At 36.6% G+C, this 21,502-nt stretch carries 21 protein-coding genes, 1 tRNA gene, 1 other RNA gene and 1 pseudogene; 3 read left to right on the top strand and 21 right to left on the bottom strand.

The features are described 5' to 3' along the window. Positions 1–9 precede the first annotated feature (9 nt). The 15 genes from mreD to polA all read right to left on the bottom strand — a co-directional run bounded on the left by mreD (position 10) and on the right by polA (position 14,909). Positions 10–495 (bottom strand): rod shape-determining protein MreD, encoded by a 486-nt coding sequence (gene mreD, locus HMPREF0634_RS00120; protein ID WP_007787858.1) that lies wholly within the window; start codon positions 493–495, stop codon positions 10–12. 9 nt (positions 496–504) lie between these two features. Continuing rightward, positions 505–1,395, bottom strand: coding sequence for a rod shape-determining protein MreC (gene mreC, locus HMPREF0634_RS00115; RefSeq protein WP_243440487.1), 891 nt, complete (start codon positions 1,393–1,395; stop codon positions 505–507). Positions 1,396–1,398: 3 nt separating this feature from the next. Further along, positions 1,399–2,448, bottom strand: a complete 1,050-nt coding sequence (locus tag HMPREF0634_RS00110) for a rod shape-determining protein (RefSeq protein WP_007787821.1) — start codon at positions 2,446–2,448, stop codon at positions 1,399–1,401. Positions 2,449–2,607: 159 nt separating this feature from the next. After that, entirely contained in the window at positions 2,608–3,294 is a 687-nt protein-coding gene (gene radC, locus HMPREF0634_RS00105) for a RadC family protein (RefSeq protein ID WP_007787873.1), read from the bottom strand. A gap of 250 nt (positions 3,295–3,544) precedes the next feature. Continuing rightward, complete coding sequence (gene rnfB / locus HMPREF0634_RS00100) at positions 3,545–4,408, bottom strand: RnfABCDGE type electron transport complex subunit B (RefSeq protein ID WP_007787841.1); 864 nt, start codon at positions 4,406–4,408, stop codon at positions 3,545–3,547. Between the two features lie 15 nt (positions 4,409–4,423). After that, positions 4,424–4,999 (bottom strand): electron transport complex subunit RsxA, encoded by a 576-nt coding sequence (rsxA, locus tag HMPREF0634_RS00095; protein ID WP_007787855.1) that lies wholly within the window; start codon positions 4,997–4,999, stop codon positions 4,424–4,426. A 13-nt stretch (positions 5,000–5,012) separates the two neighbouring features. After that, a complete protein-coding gene (gene rsxE, locus HMPREF0634_RS00090; protein ID WP_007787863.1) occupies positions 5,013–5,606 on the bottom strand; it encodes an electron transport complex subunit RsxE in 594 nt (197 codons plus the stop codon). A gap of 11 nt (positions 5,607–5,617) precedes the next feature. Continuing rightward, a complete protein-coding gene (locus HMPREF0634_RS00085; protein ID WP_007787849.1) occupies positions 5,618–6,184 on the bottom strand; it encodes an RnfABCDGE type electron transport complex subunit G in 567 nt (188 codons plus the stop codon). After that, the gene (locus HMPREF0634_RS00080; RefSeq protein WP_007787868.1) at positions 6,184–7,170 is read right to left on the bottom strand and encodes an RnfABCDGE type electron transport complex subunit D; all 987 of its coding nucleotides are present in this window, start codon (positions 7,168–7,170) and stop codon (positions 6,184–6,186) included. Before HMPREF0634_RS00080 ends, HMPREF0634_RS00085 begins: the two co-directional genes overlap by 1 nt. 18 nt (positions 7,171–7,188) lie before the next feature. Next, on the bottom strand, positions 7,189–8,532 hold the full coding sequence (gene rsxC, locus HMPREF0634_RS00075; RefSeq protein ID WP_007787826.1) for an electron transport complex subunit RsxC: 1,344 nt from the start codon (positions 8,530–8,532) through the stop codon (positions 7,189–7,191). A gap of 439 nt (positions 8,533–8,971) precedes the next feature. After that, on the bottom strand, positions 8,972–10,402 hold the full coding sequence (locus HMPREF0634_RS09260; protein ID WP_007787878.1) for a C40 family peptidase: 1,431 nt from the start codon (positions 10,400–10,402) through the stop codon (positions 8,972–8,974). A gap of 464 nt (positions 10,403–10,866) precedes the next feature. Continuing rightward, positions 10,867–11,079: a heavy-metal-associated domain-containing protein gene (locus tag HMPREF0634_RS00065; protein ID WP_007787831.1), complete on the bottom strand. Its 213-nt coding sequence runs from the start codon at positions 11,077–11,079 to the stop codon at positions 10,867–10,869. A gap of 29 nt (positions 11,080–11,108) precedes the next feature. Beyond that, on the bottom strand, positions 11,109–11,669 hold the full coding sequence (locus HMPREF0634_RS00060) for a lytic transglycosylase domain-containing protein (protein ID WP_007787887.1): 561 nt from the start codon (positions 11,667–11,669) through the stop codon (positions 11,109–11,111). After that, entirely contained in the window at positions 11,653–12,258 is a 606-nt protein-coding gene (gene coaE / locus HMPREF0634_RS00055; RefSeq protein WP_007787842.1) for a dephospho-CoA kinase, read from the bottom strand. The genes HMPREF0634_RS00060 and coaE overlap by 17 nt, the downstream gene beginning before the upstream one ends. An 8-nt stretch (positions 12,259–12,266) precedes the next feature. Next, positions 12,267–14,909, bottom strand: a complete 2,643-nt coding sequence (polA, locus tag HMPREF0634_RS00050) for a DNA polymerase I (protein ID WP_007787866.1) — start codon at positions 14,907–14,909, stop codon at positions 12,267–12,269. A gap of 158 nt (positions 14,910–15,067) precedes the next feature. On the opposite strand from polA, the gene HMPREF0634_RS00045 reads away from it, so the two are divergent. Continuing rightward, positions 15,068–15,151: transfer RNA gene (locus HMPREF0634_RS00045), tRNA-Leu, on the top strand. A gap of 440 nt (positions 15,152–15,591) precedes the next feature. Beyond that, a complete protein-coding gene (locus HMPREF0634_RS00040) occupies positions 15,592–16,503 on the top strand; it encodes a LysR family transcriptional regulator (protein WP_007787871.1) in 912 nt (303 codons plus the stop codon). An 85-nt stretch (positions 16,504–16,588) separates the two neighbouring features. Here HMPREF0634_RS00040 and HMPREF0634_RS00035 read toward each other — a convergent pair whose 3' ends face one another. From HMPREF0634_RS00035 to HMPREF0634_RS00020, 4 genes are all read right to left on the bottom strand, one after another. After that, a complete protein-coding gene (locus tag HMPREF0634_RS00035) occupies positions 16,589–16,789 on the bottom strand; it encodes a DUF896 domain-containing protein (protein ID WP_007787853.1) in 201 nt (66 codons plus the stop codon). Between the two features lie 154 nt (positions 16,790–16,943). Next, positions 16,944–18,236 carry a MocR-like pyridoxine biosynthesis transcription factor PdxR gene (gene pdxR / locus HMPREF0634_RS00030; RefSeq protein ID WP_007787890.1) on the bottom strand — a complete coding sequence of 431 codons (1,293 nt, stop codon included), beginning with the start codon at positions 18,234–18,236 and terminating at the stop codon, positions 16,944–16,946. 56 nt (positions 18,237–18,292) lie between these two features. Then, a non-coding RNA gene (gene ssrS / locus HMPREF0634_RS09435) (6S RNA) lies at positions 18,293–18,478 on the bottom strand. Between the two features lie 116 nt (positions 18,479–18,594). Then, the gene (locus HMPREF0634_RS00020; RefSeq protein ID WP_007787829.1) at positions 18,595–19,608 is read right to left on the bottom strand and encodes a LacI family DNA-binding transcriptional regulator; all 1,014 of its coding nucleotides are present in this window, start codon (positions 19,606–19,608) and stop codon (positions 18,595–18,597) included. Positions 19,609–19,908: 300 nt separating this feature from the next. On the opposite strand from HMPREF0634_RS00020, the gene acpP reads away from it, so the two are divergent. Beyond that, on the top strand, positions 19,909–20,136 hold the full coding sequence (acpP, locus tag HMPREF0634_RS00015) for an acyl carrier protein (RefSeq protein WP_007787884.1): 228 nt from the start codon (positions 19,909–19,911) through the stop codon (positions 20,134–20,136). Between the two features lie 114 nt (positions 20,137–20,250). On the opposite strand, the gene HMPREF0634_RS00010 is transcribed toward acpP, so the two are convergent. Together HMPREF0634_RS00010 and HMPREF0634_RS09720 are read right to left on the bottom strand one after the other, a co-directional pair. Further along, on the bottom strand, positions 20,251–21,261 hold the full coding sequence (locus HMPREF0634_RS00010) for a nucleoid-associated protein (protein ID WP_007787839.1): 1,011 nt from the start codon (positions 21,259–21,261) through the stop codon (positions 20,251–20,253). Next, positions 21,248–21,502, bottom strand: a pseudogene (locus HMPREF0634_RS09720) (RNA pseudouridine synthase); the annotation flags it as partial. The pseudogene HMPREF0634_RS09720 and the gene HMPREF0634_RS00010, both read right to left, overlap by 14 nt.

The following is a 21,502-nucleotide window of genomic DNA, read 5'->3' as shown; positions in this document are numbered from 1 at the left end:
AACACACCACTATTCTTCCCTTAATTTCATTAACAGATCCCCAAATAAGGTATAGGCCAAAAAGGCTACACCCATATTTAAAAGGGGTATTAGTATTATCCCCTTAAACAGAACAAGTGTAAGTGGAGCCGGCACATAAAAAATCGATGAAACCACCGCATTTATTATGGAATATACCAGACTAATAACAAATACCAAAAATAGTACAATTAACTTCTTGTCCTTAAAGATCGATTTTTCTACCGTAGATATGAAGTAGGATGCTATCATAAATAATAGGGCTGTAATCCCTATAATACCACCTACTACTAAGTCACTAATCAAACCCAATAGGCCAACCTCAATAATCGCATAGTTTTTATCCATATAAAGGGATATCAAAGCTATATATACTAAAAGCAGGTCTATACTCACAAAAGAACTTATGTGATTAGTAAAAAAAGCCTCCAAAAAAATCAGAAAGAGGCCAATCAAAAATACTACTATATTTTTCATAACTGCCACCTATTGAACCTTTCTTGGAGGAATTATACTAACATTGTCAATATTTTTAAAATCTACACCAGGCCTAATCTTTATAGTTTTCATAGACTTGTTCTTGTCATATGTAACACTGGTAATAGTACCTATTGGTATATTTTCTGGATATAGACCCAAACCTGATGTGACTAGGAGGTCCCCCTTTTTTACATCTGACTTAGGGTCAAACAGATATCCCTGGAGCAACTTGTCTGTATTTGTAAAGTCTGCACTGCCAACTATAGATGATGTTGTAACAACTCCCTTGTAGTCATTCTTTCTAGCTAATTTAAAGCTAACCGAAGCCCTGGAGTCTATCAAGGATATTGCCTTAGAATAGTGGTTGCTCACACTATAAACAATACCAACTACACCCTGGCCATTGATTACTATACTATCCCTTTTAACACCATCACCTGCACCTGCATCTATTACAAATGATTTGTACCAGTCTCCGTTATTCTTTCCTATTATACTGGCTGAAACCAGACTATTACGTTGATCAGTAGACACATAGTTTAGCGACTTCTTCAATCTTTCCAGAGAATCCAACTTGTCTACATCACTTTCCATATCTATAATTTTTTGCTTTAATTTATCATTTTCACTTTTTAGGTCCTTGACAATCTTGGAATTAGACCTGAAGCTAACCAGGTCCCCAAAAAAGTTACCAACACCAACAACCACATTATTAAGGTGCTTACCCACAATGTAAAAAGCTGATATAGGACTCTTTCCTTCAACAGCACCTAACCTGCCAGCATTTGATAGAGAACTAGCTGTTATAGCCACTATTAAAACTACGACAATAGTTGCCAGTATAGTCTTTATACTCAACTTTTTTCTATTATCTTTTTCTAACTTCAAGGTAACCACCAACTATCCTTCATGATTCATCATAACGATACTGTGGAATATGTCAGTGTTTTCTATAGACTTACCTGCACCTGTAACTACGCACTGTAGTGGCTGGGCTGCTACTGATACATTTAAAGATGTCTCAGCCTGGATTAGCTTGTCCATACCCCTTAATAGAGATCCACCACCTGTCAGGAAGATTCCCTTTTCCATAATATCAGATGCCAATTCTGGAGGAGTCTCTTCCAAAGTAGTCCTTATGGCCTCAACAATTTCATTTATTGGCTCTCTTAGTGCCTCTCTAACTTCTGTAGACCCTATAGTTATAGTCCTTGGTAGGCCTGACATTATATCCCTACCACTCACTGTCATCTCTATTTCCTTGTCTCCTGGGAAGGCAGATCCTATTGCCAACTTGATATTCTCAGCAGTTCTCGCTCCTATGATTATATTATAGTCTTTTCTTACAAAGTTCTCTATTGCAACATCAAATTCATCTCCACCTATCCTAATTGAATTTGCAACTACAACTCCACCCAGTGATATAACTGCTATTTCAGATGTTCCTCCACCAATATCAACAATCATATTACCTTCAGGGTCATTTACATTCAAACCAGCACCTATAGCTGCTGCCATAGGCTCTTCAAGGATAAATACCTCTCTACCACCAGCCTGAATGGCTGCCTCTTCAATGGCTTTCTTTTCAACCTTAGTAATACCATAAGGCACACAGATAACTATTCTGGGACTAACAACGCCCTTTGACCCCTTTTGAATAAAGTAACTCATCATTGCCTGAGTAGCTTCAAAGTCCGCTATTACACCTTCTTTTACAGGCTGAATAGCAACTATATTTTCAGGAGTTCTACCTACCATATCCCTAGCCTTCTGACCCACAGCCAATATCTCATTGTTATCATCCCTGATGGCTACAACTGATGGCTCATCAACTACAATTCCCTGTCCTTTTATGTAAACCAAAGTATTCGCAGTACCCAAGTCGATACCCATATCGTTGGTAATTATATTATTTATATTAGATCCAAAAATCTTACTGAAAATTCCCATATCGTCCTCCATTTTTTTACAAGTTTTAATAGACTCGTCTATGCGCCTATATCTATTAGTATACCACGAAACTTAGTTCTTGTTGATATCTTTTCTTCAATCTTTTTAAAAAATGCAAGCAATATTTTATCAGAAAATAAGGAAGTATTTTTTATCCTACTAAAATTCATTGTTTTCTTTAAGGCTATAGTAGTTGCCATCGCCAATAACTATGTGGTCTAGCACATTAATACCCAGCATCTTGCCACACTCATTTAGCCTCTTGGTAATCATTATATCTTCCTTGGATGGTTCCGAATTACCAGAGGGATGGTTGTGCATAAGTATAATAGCATTAGACCTCCTCTTTATGGCCTCAATAAATACTTCCCTGGGGTGGACTATGGATGAATTTAAACTTCCAATTGATACATCTACATCCGATATTATTTCATTCTTTGTATTGAGTAAAATAACCTTAAATACTTCCTTTTTAAGATATCTCAATTCCTCCATATAGTAGGAATACACATCCCAGGGATTATTAATCTTAAACTTCCTTGGCAGGTATTGGGATACCCTGATACCCAATTCTAAAGCTGCCTTTATAATAGTGGCCTTGGATGGTCCAATCCCATCAATACTGCAGAGTTCATCCAAACTAAGGTCGGTCAAGCCCCTGACCCCATCTTTGGATAGGGTTAAAACCTTAGAAGACAGGGTTACAGCATTATTATTTTTGTCCCCTGTCCTAATCATAATAGCCAAAAGTTCGGCATCTGATAGGGACTTTACCCCTTTTTTTATCATCTTCTCCCTGGGCTTTTCATCATCACTCATTTCTCTTATTCTTAAAACTTCACTCATAATACCACCTATATCATACCCTATAATTTATCCCTGCTTAAGTAGGTTGAAATAATAAATCCATGAAATTTATTTTTTTACATTAAGCCTTATCCATTAATTATTAATCATTAATCATAAATTCTACAAGCAAACCACCGGCTTGTATATCTATTCACACTTATATAGGCATATTTTAAAAATAAAAAAAATCACCGTATATAATCAAATATACGGTGACCCTTAATATTAGTTAAGCTTTTAAAGCTAATTAGTTATTTTCTACTGGCTTAACTTCAGCCTTAGCTTCTTCAACCTTTGGCTGAGCCTTAACTACTGATTTTTTTCTTTCTTTTGGCTTTATAACCTTAGTCGGACACTTCATAGCACACTTATTACACTGCTTACACTTATCATAGTCAATACGTGCTAGCTTGTCTTCAAATATGATTGCATCAAACGGACATTCCTTAAAACAAATACCGCAGCCTATACAACCAACACTACAGTTATCCTTAACCTTCTTACCAAAGTCATTTGACTTACACTGAACTGTAACAGCCTTGTTAGCTGGCTTACGTTCAATAAGTCCCTTTGGACATATATCTATACACTTACCACAGTTAACACACTTTTCTTCATCAACTACGGCAACTCCATCTACAACATGTATAGCATCAAAGTTACAAACCTGTACACAAGTACCTAGACCTAAACATCCATAAGAACAAGACTTTGCACCACCAATTAATGATGCAGCTGCTCTACAATCCTGTATACCACTGTATTCATACTTTTCCTTTGTAGCTTCACATGTACCCTTACATCTAACATTAGCTACTATCTTTTCTCCTGCACCGGCTTCAACACCCATTATTGCAGCAACCTTCTCTGCAACTGCAGCTCCACCTACAGGACAACCATTTACTGGTGCTTCTCCCTTAGCTATTGCAGCAGCTAAACCACCACAACCTGGGAATCCACAACCACCACAATTGGCTCCTGGTAAAACTTCTAGTACTTCAGCTTCCTTTGGGTCTACTTCAACAGCAAACTTCTTAGAGGCAAAATCAAAGATTATACCAAAGATTAAACCAAGTATACCAAGTACTACTACCGCATAAACAATAAGCATTCTCTAGTACCTCCCTTATAATTTAATTAATCCTGTGAATCCTAGAAAAGCTATTGACATTAAGCTGGCTGAAATAAGTGTTATAGGGAATCCCTTAAACGCATCCTGAATGTCAGCTAATTCTAACCTTTCTCTGATACCTGCAAATATTACGATTGCAAGTGTAAATCCTATACCAGCACCTATACCATTTACTAGAGTTTCAATGATGTTGTAACCCTTAGTAATGTTAACTATCGCTATACCCAAAACCGCACAGTTTGTAGTTATAAGAGGTAAGAACACACCAAGTGCCTGATATAGTGATGGTGACGTCTTCTTTATAACCATTTCAACGAACTGAACGATAGATGCAATAACAAGTATAAATGCTATTGTCTGTAAGTACTCCAACTTGAAGTTTACTAATATCATCTGAATGAAATAAGTTATTATAGATGCTAAAGCTATAACGAATGTTACGGCAACACCCATACCTATTGCTGTATCTGTTTTCTTAGAAACACCCAAGAAAGGACAAATACCAAGGAACTGAGAAGTTATAACATTATTTACTAGAACTATGTATAAAAATAATAATATTAATTTCAATCTCTACACCCCTTTACGCTTTTTTCTTTGTTACCTTGTTAAATACAGCCATCAAGCATCCTAGAGTTAGGAAGGCTCCTGGAGGCAATATAAACAACAATGTGTTAAATGTTGCTGGTAAGAAAGCAAATCCAAATACGCTACCTGCACCCAGTATTTCTCTTACAGCACCTAGAATAGTAAGTGCTATTGTAAATCCAAGACCCATAGCAAAACCATCTACTAGTGATGGGAATGGCTTGTTCTTACATGCAAAAGACTCGGCTCTTGCCAGTATCAAACAGTTAACAACTATAAGAGGTATATAAAGACCAAGCGCCTTGTCAAGAGCTGGCACGTAAGCCTTCAATAACATCTGAACTATTGTAACGAATGTAGCGATTACAACTACGAAACATGGTATTCTTATCTTATCTGGAACAATCTTTCTAAGTAGTGATATTGCTAAGTTTGAACAAGCAAGAACGACTGCTGTAGAAAGTCCCATACCTATACCGTTTACTGCTGAACTTGTAACGGCAAGTGTTGGACACATACCTATTACCTGTACAAAGGTAGGGTTCTCATCGATTATACCATTTTTAAAAATCTTTCCTAAATTACTCATCTTTGACCCCCCTATTTATTTATTGCATCGAATATCGCAATAGCTTCATTTACACCACCAGTTACTGCCTTTGATGTAATTGTAGCACCAGATATTGCCTTTATCTGACTTTCACTAGGTGCACCACTCTTGATAACTTCTAGAGCTTTAGCAGCCTTGCCCTTATACTGTCCGTTAAAAGCTGGATCTGTTGCCTTGGCACCTAGACCCGGTGTTTCACTGTTGTTACCAACATTTACACCAGTAATTTTGCCATCTTTGCTGATACCAATTGTAAGTTCTACAGGACCACCGTAACCTGATGGGGCAGTCTTTATAGTATAACCAACAGTATCAGAACCATTAGCACCTTCAAAAACCTCTATAGCAGTCTGAGCACCTGCACTTGCATATGCAGACTTATCAACTGGTTTAAAATCTTTAGCTTCTGGTAAAACAGCTATTCTGGCTTCATTACTAGCCTTGATATTTAACTGCTCTATAACTGGGGATGTCACCTGGTTAGTAGCAGCCAATAACAATGCAGCTATAGCAGTGAAACCAAAAAGAGTTCCTCCTATTTTAACCATACTATTCATTATTTACGCACCTCCCCGAATACTCTATTGTGTACGTACTTGTCGATTAGTGGAACTAAACAGTTGGCGAACAAGATTGAGTATGACACACCTTCTGGATATCCACCGAAAAGTCTTATACAAGTAGCTATTACAGCCGCAATCGCTGCATATATAACCTGACCCTTCTTAGTCATTGGTGAAGTAGTATAGTCAGTTAACATGAAGAAACCACCAAGTAGTAGTCCACCTGCTAATGCCTGATACACTGCAAATTCAGCATTAAATCCACCAAATATGAATGTTAATACGAATACCAAACATATATAAGTTACTGGCATTACGTAAGATATAATTCCCTTGTAAATTAAGTATACACCACCGATAATTAACAACAATGAACATGTTTCACCGACTGTACCACCGATGTTACCCATGAACATGCTGCTGATAGATATTCCTGCATCATGCAACTTTGATACTGCATCTGCAGAAGATCCCATACCTTCAGCTCCCATTAACTTCATGTAGCTAAGTGGTGTTGCTACTGTAGTAGCATCTGCATTAGCTCCTGGCTTTAACCAAGTTGTCATTGCAACTGGGAAAGAAGCTAGTAGGAATGCTCTACCTGCTAGTGCTGGGTTCAAGAAGTTGAAACCAATACCACCAAATACCATCTTAACGATTATGATAGAGAATATTGCACCAACAACACACATCCATATAGGTAAACCTGCTGGAACATTGAAGGCCAATAATAAACCTGTTACTACCGCAGAAAAATCATTGATTGTTGATTTTTTCTTTGTAATTTTACAATATACCCATTCTGAACATACTGCACCGATAACACAAGCTAAGATTGTAATCAAGCCCTGAACCCTGAAGTAATACAATCCAGCCAATGTTGCTGGCATAAGTGCCAAAATGACTTGCTTCATAATATATGAAGTATCTTCCTTAGTCCTAATATGTGGAGAAGAAGACACTATCCATTGCTTATCCATTTCTTTTCCCCCTAACTACTATTTCTTCTGAGCTGCTGCAGCTTTTCTTCTCTTAGCACCGATTTCTCTCTTAGCCTGTCTGATTGAAGGCAATAAAAGTCTTCTAGATGGACATATGAATGAACATGAACCACATTCTATACAGTCCATAGCCCTGTGCTGTTCTGCCGCATCAAAATCATTTTTCAAAGAATATGCGCTTATAAATAATGGTTGAAGGAATGCTGGACATACGTCAGTACACCTACCACACTTTATGCAATTCATTGGTTCTGGTGCTACAGCTATATCTTCATCTAAAATCAATATACCTGAAGATCCCTTGTTAGTAGATATATCATCAGTGAACTGAGCAAATCCCATCATTGGACCACCAGCTATAAGCTTTCTAGCTACAACATCTTCCTTAAGACCACCACACTGTTCAATTATTTCACTGAACTTTGTACCAATCTTTGTAACTAAGTTCTTTGGCTCCCTTATACAAGGACCTGTAACTGTAGTTATTCTTTCTACTAGAGGCATACCAGTCTTTATAGCATTTGCTATTGCTGCTGCTGTAGCAACGTTGTCAACAACTGCTCCTACTGCTATTGGAAGTGCTCCTGATGGAACTTCTCTTCCTGTACATGCATAAATCAACTGTTTTTCTGCACCTTCTGGATACTTAACCTGTAGGCTTACTACCTCAACCTCTGGATATGGTTCTGCTGCCTTTGTTACATTAGCTATGGCTTCTGGCTTATTTACTTCTATACCTATGAAACCTTTACTCACATCTAGGGCCTTCATAAGAGCCCTGATACCATATACGACATCTTCTGGATTTTCTACCATCAATCTGTCATCGGCTGTAAGATATGGCTCACACTCAGCACCATTTAAGATAACGTATTCCGCCTTTGAGTCCGGTGGAGGAGAAATCTTTACATGGTTAGGGAATGTTGCACCACCCATACCAACTATACCTGCTTCTTTGACTATTCCAACAATTTCTTCCTTGCTCAAGTCTGCTATATCGCCATGAGGCTTTACACTTTCATGAAGTTCTTCTTTGAAGTCGTTTTCAATGACAACACACATCGCAGTACCATTAGGAACACCACATAATTCGATAGCTTTTACTACACCTGATACTGACGCATGAATGTTAGAAGATACAAATCCCTGAGCTTCACCAATCTTTTGACCCAGTTTAACCTCATCACCAACAGCAACTATACATTTTGCTGGAGCACCTATGTGCTGCTGAAGTGGGATATAAACCTTAGCAGGCGCTGCTGCTTTCTCAATTGGTTTCTTGTTAGCATACTCTTTTCCATATGGAGGATGTATTCCTCCCTTAAAAGTTAAGAGTTTCATTTTGTTACCCCCTATTCTTAACTAATATTAAAATTTTCTCATTACTAGTATACCACTATCGCTATAAATAAGGCAAATAAAATTTATATATTATTTTTTATCCATATATTTTAAGGAATTATAGGTTAATAACTTAATTTTAATAAGCCTACACCCTTTCCTTAATTTATTCTTAAGTAAATCCCCTTTTTAGGATTCATTTATAATAAATTCTCACTTTCTAAATGCAAGTTATTTTTCAAAATAGAATAAAAATATCTTGTAATTCCAATAAGTTTCTCATATTTTTGCAAGACAAAATTTCTATTTGATATACTGTTTGATAAAAATTATACAATATAAGGTAAATGCTTTTATTTTTCAATTAAGAAAAGACCATAAGAATTATATAACTCTTATGGTCTTTTTTATAGTCATTTTAATTTTTTATTAAGTTATACTAGAATCTTCTAGCGCCTAGACACTTAACCCAACCTTCTGACATATTAGACACCTTAACATGTTCTGGGTTAGTAGCTGTACCACTGGCATGTATAAACTTACCATTACCCATATAGATACCAACATGGCTAGTTGAACCTGAACCAGTTGTATCAAAGTATAATAGGTCTCCTGGCTTTATATTTGATAGAGATACTGGACTACCAGCATTTGCCTGTGCCTTAGAAACTCTTGGTATATTTATACCCATCTTCTTGTATACATACTGAGTAAATCCTGAACAGTCGAATCCCTGAGTACTAGTACCACCCCATACATACTTAGTTCCAAGTAATTTCTGAGCATAGTCCACGACCTTGTTGCCTGTTACAGTAGGCTTAGCTGTATTAGCCTTATTATTTTCTGCCTCTGTTTCAGGATTTGTTGTTCCCTTTACGTTACTATTAGATGTATTGTCAACGATATTAGAACCACCTGAAATCTTAGATATATAATTAGCACCAACATATCCTGTTGTACCATTATCTAACTTTATCTTATACCATCCATTTTCTTCACCAATTATATTGATTGTTGCATTATTTGCAAGAGTACCTATAACGGAATTTCCAGTACCTGCTCCTGATCTAATATTCAAACCTACAGAGCTGTTAACCTTACCCTGAGAACTTGAACCAGATGCCTGTGAACGACTATCCTGCTTAATGTTGCTAGGCCTATAATCAGTTATATTAGTCTTGTCCTGTTCTGATGTCAGGTTAATGTACTTTCCACTAGCCCAACCAGTTGTACCGTCTTTTAATACAACCTTGTACCATCCATTAGAAGACTTAGAAACAACCTTGAAAATTTCACCCTTATATACCACTCCTGATATACCATTTGATACAGATGGGCCTACCCTGATGTTCAAATAGGATGAAGATGACACCTTGGCATTTGAATTAACTGCCTTTTCAGTGTTATTTTCCCTCATATCTGTAATTTTTTCTGTATAATTATTTTCATCAGCCACAGTATTATTTGCCTTGGCTTTGTTTTCAACTTTATTAGTTATAATCTTCTTGCCCGCCTTGTTTGTATTATCTACATTATTAGCGGCATTATTAGCAGCATTGTTAGATACTATTGGGTTACCTTCTTTATCAGATACATAGTATCCACTAACCCATCCGCTCTTACCATCTTCAGTCTGAACGTTGACCCAACCATTATTTCTCTCTTTAACCGTTATTTTTGAACCTGCGTGAAGCTCTGAGACCTTATTTGAAGTCGCACCTGGTTGTTCTCTTAGGTTAATTCCTGTAGTTGTTTGAGCGTCCTGCTGTTCCACAACACTAGCATCCTGCTGTTCCATAGCACTAGCATTAGAAACTGATATAGCAACAGCTGCAGCACCTAAACCTAAGACTGTTATTGCTTTTTTCATCTAAATTCTCACCTCTCATTATTTTCTAACTTTATAAAATACAGTCATTCTATAAAGAAATTACATCCCAAATTAAATGTAACATTTTTTTAACTTTATCATTTTCTAAAGTTTTATCTTGAACTTTTATTTTTGCACAAGACTATAATACAACATTTTGTTACTAGTTGTAAAGTGTTTTTTAAAAAAAAGGTGACTTTTTTGCTTTTTTTATCATTTTTTGTAACTATTTTGTAATATTTACCCTCATTTTCCGGCTCTTTACGACTTATTTTTTGTAACTATTTTGTAATATTTGTATTTTTAAGCCTATTTATTTACTATTTTCTTTAGTTTTTCTTAAAAAATTCCTAGGCCTTTGATAATTTTACCTATTAAGCCCTCCCTACAATGTATATGATAGTTGATATATAGTAGATAACAAAAAAGGTTTAAAGCAAATATACCTTAAACCCTTTTATAAACTATTTAATTTCTTTTAATTCAAATCCAAGTTCTTCAACTGCTGCCTTTAACTGGTCATCACTTACCTTGTCATCTACATCAATATCAGCATACTTGCCTTCCAAACTTATCTCTAGTACCTTTACACCCTCTAAATCTTCTGTAAGTACATCATTTAAACCCTTTACACAGTTAACACAGTGCATACCTTCAACCATTAATCTCTTTTTCATTTATATTTCCTCCTAACCAGGTTCAATAATTACTTATACAAGGCCTTGTATTTTTTGTAATTATCCAAAACTTTTTGAGTATACTTGGATGTTTCTACAAAGGGTATATTGGCCAAATTTCTGCCATCCTTGCTGTAGTCTGCAGACCTTAACCACTTCCTCACATTACCTGACCCTCCATTGTAGGCAGCTATAATGAGTTTATTATTTCCCTTGAATTCCTTCTGTAGTTTACCCAAGTACCAAACACCTATATTAATATTAGTTTCAGGATCATATATATCTACCTTTCCCAAACCAAGTTCCTCTCGTCCCCAGTCAGCAGTCATATCTGTTATCTGCATTAGACCCTTGGCATTTTTAGAAGAAGTAGCTCTTGTATGAAACTTACTCTCAGTTTTTATTATACTATAAACCAAGTATTTATCAACACCATATTCAGTAGAATATTTTTCAACATACTTAGAATACTTAATAGGATAAAATGTTTTTTCTATTTTTTCACGGTTTATTAAGGCAAGCATAAACACTACAAATACAAGTATTAAGGCAAGTAGGCCCTTATTAACTTTTTTATTTCTTACTTTCACCTTCACACTTCCACTTTCTAATTTCTTTTATTAATTTTTCAACTTCACCTTCTAAAGCCCCTAGATCACCAGAATTATCAATAAGGTAGTCTGACATTTTTTTCTTGTCTTCTTGGCCCATCTGACTTCTTATCCTCTTAATGGCATCCTCCCTGGATAAAGAATCCCTCTTCATCAATCGGTCTAGTTGGACTTCTTCGTTACAAAATACAAGAACAACCTTGTCAACCAATGAGTCAAACCCTGCCTCCAAGAGTAGGGCTGCATCTATTACTAGCAAGTCTTCATTCCTGTTTTTTTCTAGGGCCTGGCATACCAGGTCATGTATTTTCTTATGTGAAATCCTATTTAGGTCTTTCAGCCTAGACTTATCTGAAAAAACTATTCCCGCTAAAATCTTTCTATCAACCTTGCCATTGACAAGGGCCTCAGGAAAGCTGACCTTCATTTCTTCCAAAACATCATCGTACTCATATATTTCTCTTGACAGGAGGTCTGCATCTATTATGATAGCCCCTCTTGATGCTAGTATTTTTGAAACACTACTCTTACCACAGCTAATATTTCCAGTCAAACCCATTACCAACATACCAACACCTACTTAGTTTCATACCATGACTTACCTATATTTAAGTCAACCTTCAAATCTACCCCTAGGTTTACTGCATTTTCCATCTCTTCCCTAAGCAAGACTTCAACCTGAGTCAACTCATCTGCTGTCGCTTCCACTATCAACTCATCGTGTACCTGCAAGATTAACCTGGATTTTAAACCTTTTTCCTTTAATCTATTGTAGACATTTACCATAGCTATCTTGATAATATCTGCTGCACTACCCTGGATTGGGGCATTCATAGCAGCCCTCTTACCCCTATTTTTTTCTACAAAGTTACTAGACTTGATTTCAGGTATATACCTACGTCTATTAAATATGGTTGTAGAATAACCCTTCTCTTCTGCTTCTGAAACTATATGGTCCATAAAGGCCTTGATAGTTTCATACTTGTTGAAGTAACTTTCTATATATTCCTTGGCCTTTTTTTGACTAATATTAAGGTCTTGGGCCAAACCAAAATCACTCTTACCGTATATTATACCAAAGTTTACAGCCTTGGCAGCAGACCTCAATTCTGGTGTAACCTGATTAAAGTCTACATTAAATACCTGGGAAGCCGTCTTTCTATGGATGTCCTCCCCACTATTGAAGGCCTCAATCATATGCGGGTCCTGACTCATATGGGCTAAAACTCTTAGCTCAACCTGTGAGTAGTCGGCATCTACTAGACTCATAGAATCACCAGCTATAAATACCTTCCTAATCTGTCTCCCCATATCAGTCCTTACAGGTATATTTTGCATATTAGGGTCGGTAGAAGATATCCTGCCAGTAGTAGTTATGGTCTGGTTAAAAGATGAGTGTATCCTTCCATCCTTAGCGTTCACCAGGGCCTCTATACCGTCTACATATGTAGACTTAAGCTTGACTACAGACCTATACTCTGTAATCATGTTTATAATTTCATGCTTGTCTCTCAACTTTTCCAAGACTTCTGCATTTGTAGAATAGCCAGTTTTAGTCTTCTTTATTACTGGTAGACCCAATTTTTCAAAGAGAATATGGCCTAACTGTTTTGGTGAATTCACATTGAAGTCTTGGCCTGCAAGTTCATGTATATTCTTTTCTGTCTTGTCTATTATCTCATCAAAGTCTTTAGCCAAGTTAGATAGGATATCCCTATCCACACATATACCAGCATATTCCATCTCTGCCAAAACCTCTACTAGGGGCATTTCCACATCATAGAAAAGCATTGACAACTGGTCTTCGTCAATTATCTTCTTCATCTTAGGATATGAACCTATAATAGTAGAAAGCATACCACTTACATACTGGTCCAACTTTTCTAGGTCAACCTGCCTGTAGTCAAGTGCCTTGGCACCCTTGCCCAGCAGGTCCTCCTTAGACATTATAGTCTTGTAGATATACTTACTAGAAATACTGTCTATATCATATGATGTAGAAGTCTTAGAATCTATCACATACTCGGCTATAGCTATATCAAAGGCCATATTTCTAAGGTCTATACCATATGGTTTAAGAGCCACATAGTCAGCCTTCATTTCATAGCCTATCTTTTCTATATCTTCATCCTCTAATATAGTTCTTATCTTTAAAATATCGTCACCATGGACCCTATACAACTTATCATTACCCAAGCTCAGGTAGGTCATATAGACATCCTGGTCCAATATATTAGCATCAGTCCTAAAGACCTTCATAAAAATCTGTCCCCTGTCCTTAACCTGGTCAATAAAGGCATCAAAGTCCGTCAACTTACATATTTCTATATCAGCAGCCTGGTCTTCCTGGCCTGTAAGGTCATTTAACCTAGCAATTAGGCTGGTAAATTTCAATTCCTGGAAGGCCTTTACTACTTCTTCTACAGAAAATTCTCCAAAAGCCATCTGGTCTAGCGAATAGTCTAAAGGTACTTCCCTAAATATAGTAGCAAGATCCTTACTCATTAAGGCAGACTCCATATTTTCTTCTACCTTCTTCTTTTGAGCTCCCTTCAACTTATCCACATTATCCAAGACACCTTGAACAGTCTTATATTCAAGCAATAGTTTTATACCGGTCTTTTCACCTATACCAGGTATCCCGGGTATATTATCAGACTTATCACCCATTAGGCCCTTAAGGTCTATAAACTGGTCTGGTGTCAATGAGTACCTATCCATAACTGCTTGGGCGTCGTACTCTTCGACCTCTCCTACACCCTTTTTAGTAATCAAGACCCTTGTATTATCTGAAGCTAACTGGATGGCATCCCTGTCCCCAGTAACTATATATACCTCATAACCCTCTTTTTCAGCATCCAAAGATAGGGTGCCAAGTATGTCATCCGCCTCATAACCTTCTATTTCTTCCCTATCTATATTCAACTTATCCAAAACATCCTTTAAGGGATCTAGCTGCATGGCCAGCTCACCAGGCATTTTCTTCCTGCCTGCCTTGTATTCTGTATAAGACTTGTGCCTAAAAGTAGGGGCCTTCATATCAAAAGCCACAGAGATATGGCTAGGTTCATAGCTTTTTATCATTTTAAATAGCATAGTCAAAAAACCATATATAGCATTAGTATGTAGGCCTTGACCATTATCCATTGGTGGTAGGGCAAAGAAGGCCCTATTTATAATTGAATTACCATCTATTAAAAGTAATCTGTTTTTCTTCATTCTATTAATCGCTCCTCTCTTTTATTCTAGACGACTAAGTTAAATTATACCATAAATAGCAAATATATTTTTTTATTATTTACTTTTTATTCTTGTTTTTATTTCTATCATATGGTAAAATACTCTATGTACTGAAGTCAAACTGTTTGACCTCATAAGCCGCTGTGGCGGAATTGGCAGACGCACAGGACTCAAAATCCTGCGGTAGCAATATCGTGCCGGTTCGACCCCGGCCAGCGGCACTTAAAGACACAGGATTTATCTTGTGTCTTTTTTCTTTACCCATATATAATTCATATAACAAAAAACCTATGGATGGGTCAAGGGCCCATCCATAGGAAACATAAGACTGGTGACGATATTGAGGATGTGAGGGAGTTCGCCACCAGCAAAAAATAATTACAGCTTGTAGCCGTAAAGACACCAAAGTAATCTTTGTACTTTTATGGTAGCAGACCTGTATGAATTAGAAATATATTTAGTTCGAATTTTTTATGAGATTTCACACTATTCTGATTTTTTCCTTGTAATATATAAATCTTCTCTAACCTAGTCACCTATTTAAATATAGCAACTTGAAATAAAACCCTTCCTATCGTATACTATTCCTATATAAGGTAGCCTATTTAGGGCCTATAATTACCTTTAAAATAGACATTAGCAGATAGGAGACAAGTAAAAGATGGATATTAAACAACTTGAGGCCTTTGTTGCCGTAGCAAAAAACCAAAGTTTCTCCAAGGCTGCCAAGGAACTCTACCTTACCCAGCCTACAATCAGTTCACATATACAAAATCTAGAAAATGAAATGCAGACTTCCCTATTTAACAGGAATAACAAGTCTATCACCTTAACTGATTCCGGTTACATCCTCTTCAATCATGCCATAGCCATACTCAACGACTGTAAGAGGGCTGTCAATGATATCAGGGACTACCAGGGTAAGATAGAGGGTAATGTAGACTTAGTGTATACCTGTGTTCCTGGGGAGGCTATCCTACCACCGATGATAAAAAAATTTTCCAGTCAATACCCTGGAGCCACTTTTACCCTTAAAAATATGACACATGACCAGGCTATTTCGGAGTTAAATAACGATAACGCCAGTCTCTGCCTGACATCTACCATCACAGAGTCAGACAGGCTAGTCTATACCTTATTTTCAAAAAACGACCTAGTACTTGTCTGCCCACCAGACTTGGATATAAAAAATAAGGACGGTTTCGTAAGCCTGGAAAGTTTTAAGAAACTCCCCCTTATCTTAAAAAGTGACGAGAGTTTGGATGGCGACTACCTATCCAGAAAATTAAATTCAGTCGGTATAAACTCCAAGGACCTACATATCAGGGCCTATATAGATTCAGACAACCTTATCATGTCCATGGTAAGTGCCGGCATAGGGTCTACCCTGGTAACAAATGGTCTTGCCCAATATGGAAAAAGGTACAACAACTTCAATATATATAGGATAGAAAACCTGAGTATGGTTTCGGACCACTACCTGGTATATTCAGACAAGAAGTTCCTATCTCCTACTGAGAAGGCCTTCTTAAACTATGTATTTGAACTATACAACCTTGACAAGCCCTTCTAGGCAAAAAAATACCGACACGGATTTATCTTAACTTAAATCCGTGTCGGTAATTCTAAACTTAGCAAATCACAAGACTAGCCAATCTTTAGTTTAGGTCTTCCGGTGTAACAACCTTTATACCACTTAACTGCTGGCTAAAGCCGGCCCTAAAGTTTTCTAAAAACTCTTTTCTAAGTATATCTCTTTCCTTTAGTTCCTCTTCAGTCAAGTCTCTCTCCTTAGCTATCCTAGCCAGCTCATTAATCCTTGCCAGCTTAGTTTTGTCAAATTCGTTAATCAAATCCATATCCAGTACTCCTTTCTTTTACCTCTATTTTATCCTATTATTCTACAGCCCCTTAGCCTCTATACGGCTAAGCGTGTAGAACTCATCTAGACTATCGCTGATAATATCTATAGCCTCTTTTATCCTATCCACAGTCTCCATTGATATATTTATCCTAAAAAAACCTGTCCTCAATATCCAAATCATAATATATATAGCCAGGTTGAAGGGCTACCTTTTTATTATACATGAAATTCACAAAATTTCTAGATGAAAATCCCCTATTTAAACCAAGAAAGAAGTTGATACCCCCCTTGTTCTTGATAATAGTCAGGCGTCCCCCAAGTTTTTTGTTTATATACTTGTAAGTCTCTAAAAATTTATCTGTATATATTTTTTCCATATCAGAAGTATGCTTATCCCAGTTAAACTTGGACATATAATAATAGAGTGATTTTTGAATTAGGGGTGAAGTAGATATATCAGAATTATGCTTTGACACCACAGTCCTCTCTACCAGTTCTGTTGGTACCACCATTAACCCCATCCTCAGACCAGGCATCAGGATTTTAGAAAAACTCTTTATATATATTACCCTATTATACTTATCATATGACTTCAGGGTCCTGTTATTTTCAGACAAAAACTTAAAATCACTGATAAAATCATCCTCTAATATATAGAAATTATATTCCTCGGCCAAGTCAATTAATTTCTTCTTCTTGTACTCTGAATAAGAAATCCCTGTAGGGTTCTGAAAATTTGGCATAACATACAAGAGTCTGGGTCTTATTTTTTCCAACTTCATTTTTAGGAGGCCTATATCTATACCATCTTCTAAAAGTGGTATGGATATGAGTCTGGTATTCCTCATCTTAAGTAGGTCTATAGCCCCAGAGTATGTTGGTTCTTCAATAAAAACCACATCCGAATAGCTCAGTAGGCTCTTTGAAATAATATCTATACCCTGCTGACCACCTGAAGTAATAATTATATTGTCAGGACTGGCCTGAATCTTTTGCTCGGCAAGGTAGTCTACCATTACCTCTTTTAATTCATAGATTCCATTGCCATCATCATAATTAAACAGGCTAGCCAGTTCATCATCCAGGGCCATATTGACTGCCTTTTTAAAGTCATTGATAGGAAATATATCTGCTAAGGGATTACCCGTATCCAACCTATAGAGGTCACTCTTGGCAGAAATAGACCTGGTCTTTTTAATCTTGGAAACATAGCAGCCACTCCCCTGTCTCTTTATTAAATAACCTTCATTTTCTAAGAGGTCATAAGCCTTGACTATAGTAACGCTATTTACTCCTAATAGGGCCGACAATTTCCTTATCGGTGGTAGCTTTTCGTCACCAACAAGTTTACCGTCCAATATCAAATTTTTTATCCTATTATATACTTGTATGTATTTTTTATTATTTTCGTCAAATTCAAACTTGTAGATGTCTAGAGTCATATTATCCTCCCAAGCAAAACAACTAAATAAAATAAAAGTGCTGCTAAAGCAACACTTTTATCTCCCAAAACACCGTAGACCAATTAAATTCACACCCGGAATCACCCAGGTGGGTGATCAGTCATACATTTTCTGAAATCCCGGAAAGTCCAGGCCTATCATACTCGTATATGAACATAATCTCCCGTATAATATATGTAGGTTGAACTTACATATAGCCTTGTCGCATGTTCTAGATATACATATATTATACCACTTTAAATAGTCACTAGCAAGATTTAATAGATCATTATTCCAAAAGTATATATGTCTGAAGGCAGTAATGAGTATGGTTTTGAAGTTTATTAGCAACTAGGACTTACCTCCTAGCCACACTATCCCTATCTGAAATCGTGTAAGGTAGTTCAACCTTTTTCTCATCAATTTCTATGCCCTTTACCATCTTTATTATCATCCTGATAGCAACTGCTCCCATGTCATATAAAGGCTGCTTAACTGTAGTCAGCTTAGGCCTACACATCTTAGAAAACTCGATGTCATAGAAACCTACAACTGAAATATCCTCTGGAACCTTGTATCCCAGATCAAAACAGGCATTTATAGCACCAATGGCAACCTCATCACTAGTAGCAAAGATTGCGTCTACATCTACTTTAGACTCCAACATTTCCTTCACAGCCATATAGCCGTCATCGAAAGTTGGTCCGCATGATTTTATAATATCTTCATTAACCTTTAGGCCCTTGCCTACTATAGCATCCCTATAACCTGTCAATCTCTCATCAGCCAGGTTTGTCTGGAATGTAGTATTTAGTAGGGCTATCTTTTTGTGACCCCTATCCAACAAGAAGTTAGTCATATCCTTGACTGCTGAATTATTATTTATAGATACATTGTAGATATTGTAGTCTCTTGTAGTCTTGCTTATATATACAGCTGGTATACCCGAATCTTCTAGCAAGTCTACTACATCCTTGTCGATATCCCAGCTAATCATTACTATACCCTCAACTTGCTTAGCCCTAAGTAGGTTGATATTTTTAACTTCCAGGTCTTTTTCCGAATATGTATTAGCCAAAAGTATATCATAATCATACATCTTTGAAATTTCTTCAATTCCATTTAATACTTCAGCTGAAAAAGTATCGGTAACTTCAGGAACTATGACTCCTATTAACTGACTCTTCTTAGTCACCAAGCTTCTAGCCAGAGGATTTGGTACATATCCTGTCTCTTTGATTACATCAAGTACCCTTTGCTTGACTTCATTTGTCACTGGCTTGGAGTCATTAATAACCCTTGATACGGTAGATATTGATACTCCTGCCTTCTTTGCAACATCTTTTATTGTAGTCGGTCTTTTCACTACCATTGTAATTCTCCTTCCTCGAGAAATCATAAAGCTATTATGGGTATAACCTTTTCCCTACACCCAAATAATTTTATATAGGTTTCAAAATAAAATCTAAGATATTAGTCTATAAAATTTAATTCCCTATTTAACTATTATATAACAAAGAACAAAATAAATATAGTTTTTTTGTATAATTTATGGTATTTTGTTGAATTTTTCCGAATTATATATTAATATACTCTATATACGATTTTGACTGCGAGAATCGTAGTAGAATAAAGGGTCAAGATAACCTACATATTTTTTAGGAGGCTAATTATGTTTGATAAGATTAAGGAAATTATAGTTGAACAGTTAAATATCGATGATAGTGACTTCATTAATTTAGACACTAATCTTCAGGAAGACCTTAATGCAGATTCACTAGATGCTGTAGAAATTATAATGAACATCGAAGAAGAATTTGATATTAAGGTTGATGACGATGAACTAGAAAACATAAAGACTATAGGAGATATCGTCAAATACATAGAAAACAATAAATAATTCATTTTAAAAAAGAAAAAACTTTACTTATATTGCATAAACTATAAGTAAAGTTTTTCTATTTTAGTGTCAATTTTCCTTTTGCTTTGGATTTTATATTATCAGCTTCTGTCCCTATTTTTCTTCATAAAATTCAATGTTCTTGATAGTTATATCAAAACTACCATCCTCATTTTGCTTAAAGGAATACTTCATAGGATCTTCAAAGTCATCCAAGAGACCCTTTATATCAAAACCAGTATTAGTCTTGATACTCCTACGCTTTAACTTCTTTTCAACCCAGGTCTTATCGATATTGAAATTTTCTGATACACCCTTTTCAACCATCAACTCCTTGTAGGATTCCTTCCTAGCGTCATCCTTGATAGACTCTTCTATAAACTTGTCCAAGTCGACGTCATTGGCCTCTTTTAGATTGTAATTTAAAATACTCCTTATACTTTCAGCCTCTTTAACATCACTGGCATAGGCATTAGTAATCCAATTTTCAGTAGTATTTTTAAAGACCTTAGTCAAGTACTTCTCATCCCTGACCTTTTCAACCTTTAAAAATTCTGTCACAAAGCTTGAATCCGCTTCCTGCTTTTCAGCCAGCTTGTCTAAGACCTGGAGCTGCCATTCATCATTTAAACCACTTGGTCCTATCAGGGCTGCATGGATAATCTTCTGAGAATCCTGGATTCCTATTTCATTGGTTACCATCTTGATAGAAACCCGGCTTTCCTCCTCATCATAGGCTATCTCATGTGTATACAATTTCTTGTAGTCCAGCTTGATAATAGCTACTCCCTTCTGGTCCTTGTGAGTATATAGGACTACAGCTAGGTCGCAAGAGTCTAGTTCGGCATTTATCTTCATGGCATCAAACATAAACCTGGCTATCCCCTGGGAACTAACTACAAAGGATGCCTCATCATATAGGATATGGTCTGCACATACCCTTATTTCATTGTCTCCATAGTCCTTGAACTTGGCCTTTCTTAAGTCTTCATCCCTCAATATACGCCTGATCACCTTTTGGTAAAAGGCATCCGTCTCCGGTGATATAGAGTTCTCTACATCATTTAAAACTGGAAAGTCTGAGTTCTTGTCCAAAACGTGTATGATAAACTTATTTATAATCATCTATTATTCCTCCTAATTTTTCTAGCAAGCCAACCATATCTTTAGGTAGACTGGATTTTAATTCTATCCTATCCCCCAACCTAGGTTGGTCAAAAATCAACTTGTAGGCATGCAGGGCCTGCCTATCAATCAAACTACTATCAGGCCTTCCATACAGGTCGTCCCCCATAATTGGATGGCCTATATGTGATAGGTGGACCCTTATCTGGTGGGTCCTGCCAGTTTCCAAACGAAGATTGAC

Origin of the sequence: Peptostreptococcus stomatis DSM 17678 (assembly GCF_000147675.1) — a bacterium.
Taxonomy (GTDB): Bacteria; Bacillota; Clostridia; order Peptostreptococcales; family Peptostreptococcaceae; genus Peptostreptococcus; species Peptostreptococcus stomatis.
Note: the sequence above shows the minus strand (reverse complement) of the source record. Positions and strands in the feature narration are given on the sequence as shown.

Bases quoted from the DNA above. Each gene is read 5' to 3' on its own strand.
- polA (WP_007787866.1), bottom strand. From the start codon at position 14,909: ATGAAGAAAAACAGATTACTTTTAATAGATGGTAATTCAATTATAAAT.
- mreD (WP_007787858.1), bottom strand. From the start codon at position 495: ATGAAAAATATAGTAGTATTTTTGATTGGCCTCTTTCTGATTTTTTTG.
- HMPREF0634_RS00035 (WP_007787853.1), bottom strand. From the start codon at position 16,789: ATGGATTTGATTAACGAATTTGACAAAACTAAGCTGGCAAGGATTAAT.
- HMPREF0634_RS09260 (WP_007787878.1), bottom strand. From the start codon at position 10,402: ATGAAAAAAGCAATAACAGTCTTAGGTTTAGGTGCTGCAGCTGTTGCT.
- pdxR (WP_007787890.1), bottom strand. From the start codon at position 18,236: ATGACTCTAGACATCTACAAGTTTGAATTTGACGAAAATAATAAAAAA.
- radC (WP_007787873.1), bottom strand. From the start codon at position 3,294: ATGAGTGAAGTTTTAAGAATAAGAGAAATGAGTGATGATGAAAAGCCC.
- acpP (WP_007787884.1), top strand. From the start codon at position 19,909: ATGTTTGATAAGATTAAGGAAATTATAGTTGAACAGTTAAATATCGAT.
- coaE (WP_007787842.1), bottom strand. From the start codon at position 12,258: ATGTTGGTAATGGGTTTGACTGGAAATATTAGCTGTGGTAAGAGTAGT.
- HMPREF0634_RS00085 (WP_007787849.1), bottom strand. From the start codon at position 6,184: ATGAATAGTATGGTTAAAATAGGAGGAACTCTTTTTGGTTTCACTGCT.
- rsxE (WP_007787863.1), bottom strand. From the start codon at position 5,606: ATGAGTAATTTAGGAAAGATTTTTAAAAATGGTATAATCGATGAGAAC.
- HMPREF0634_RS00040 (WP_007787871.1), top strand. From the start codon at position 15,592: ATGGATATTAAACAACTTGAGGCCTTTGTTGCCGTAGCAAAAAACCAA.
- HMPREF0634_RS00020 (WP_007787829.1), bottom strand. From the start codon at position 19,608: ATGGTAGTGAAAAGACCGACTACAATAAAAGATGTTGCAAAGAAGGCA.
- HMPREF0634_RS00080 (WP_007787868.1), bottom strand. From the start codon at position 7,170: ATGGATAAGCAATGGATAGTGTCTTCTTCTCCACATATTAGGACTAAG.
- HMPREF0634_RS00110 (WP_007787821.1), bottom strand. From the start codon at position 2,448: ATGGGAATTTTCAGTAAGATTTTTGGATCTAATATAAATAATATAATT.
- HMPREF0634_RS00065 (WP_007787831.1), bottom strand. From the start codon at position 11,079: ATGAAAAAGAGATTAATGGTTGAAGGTATGCACTGTGTTAACTGTGTA.
- rsxC (WP_007787826.1), bottom strand. From the start codon at position 8,532: ATGAAACTCTTAACTTTTAAGGGAGGAATACATCCTCCATATGGAAAA.
- rnfB (WP_007787841.1), bottom strand. From the start codon at position 4,408: ATGCTTATTGTTTATGCGGTAGTAGTACTTGGTATACTTGGTTTAATC.
- HMPREF0634_RS00010 (WP_007787839.1), bottom strand. From the start codon at position 21,261: ATGATTATAAATAAGTTTATCATACACGTTTTGGACAAGAACTCAGAC.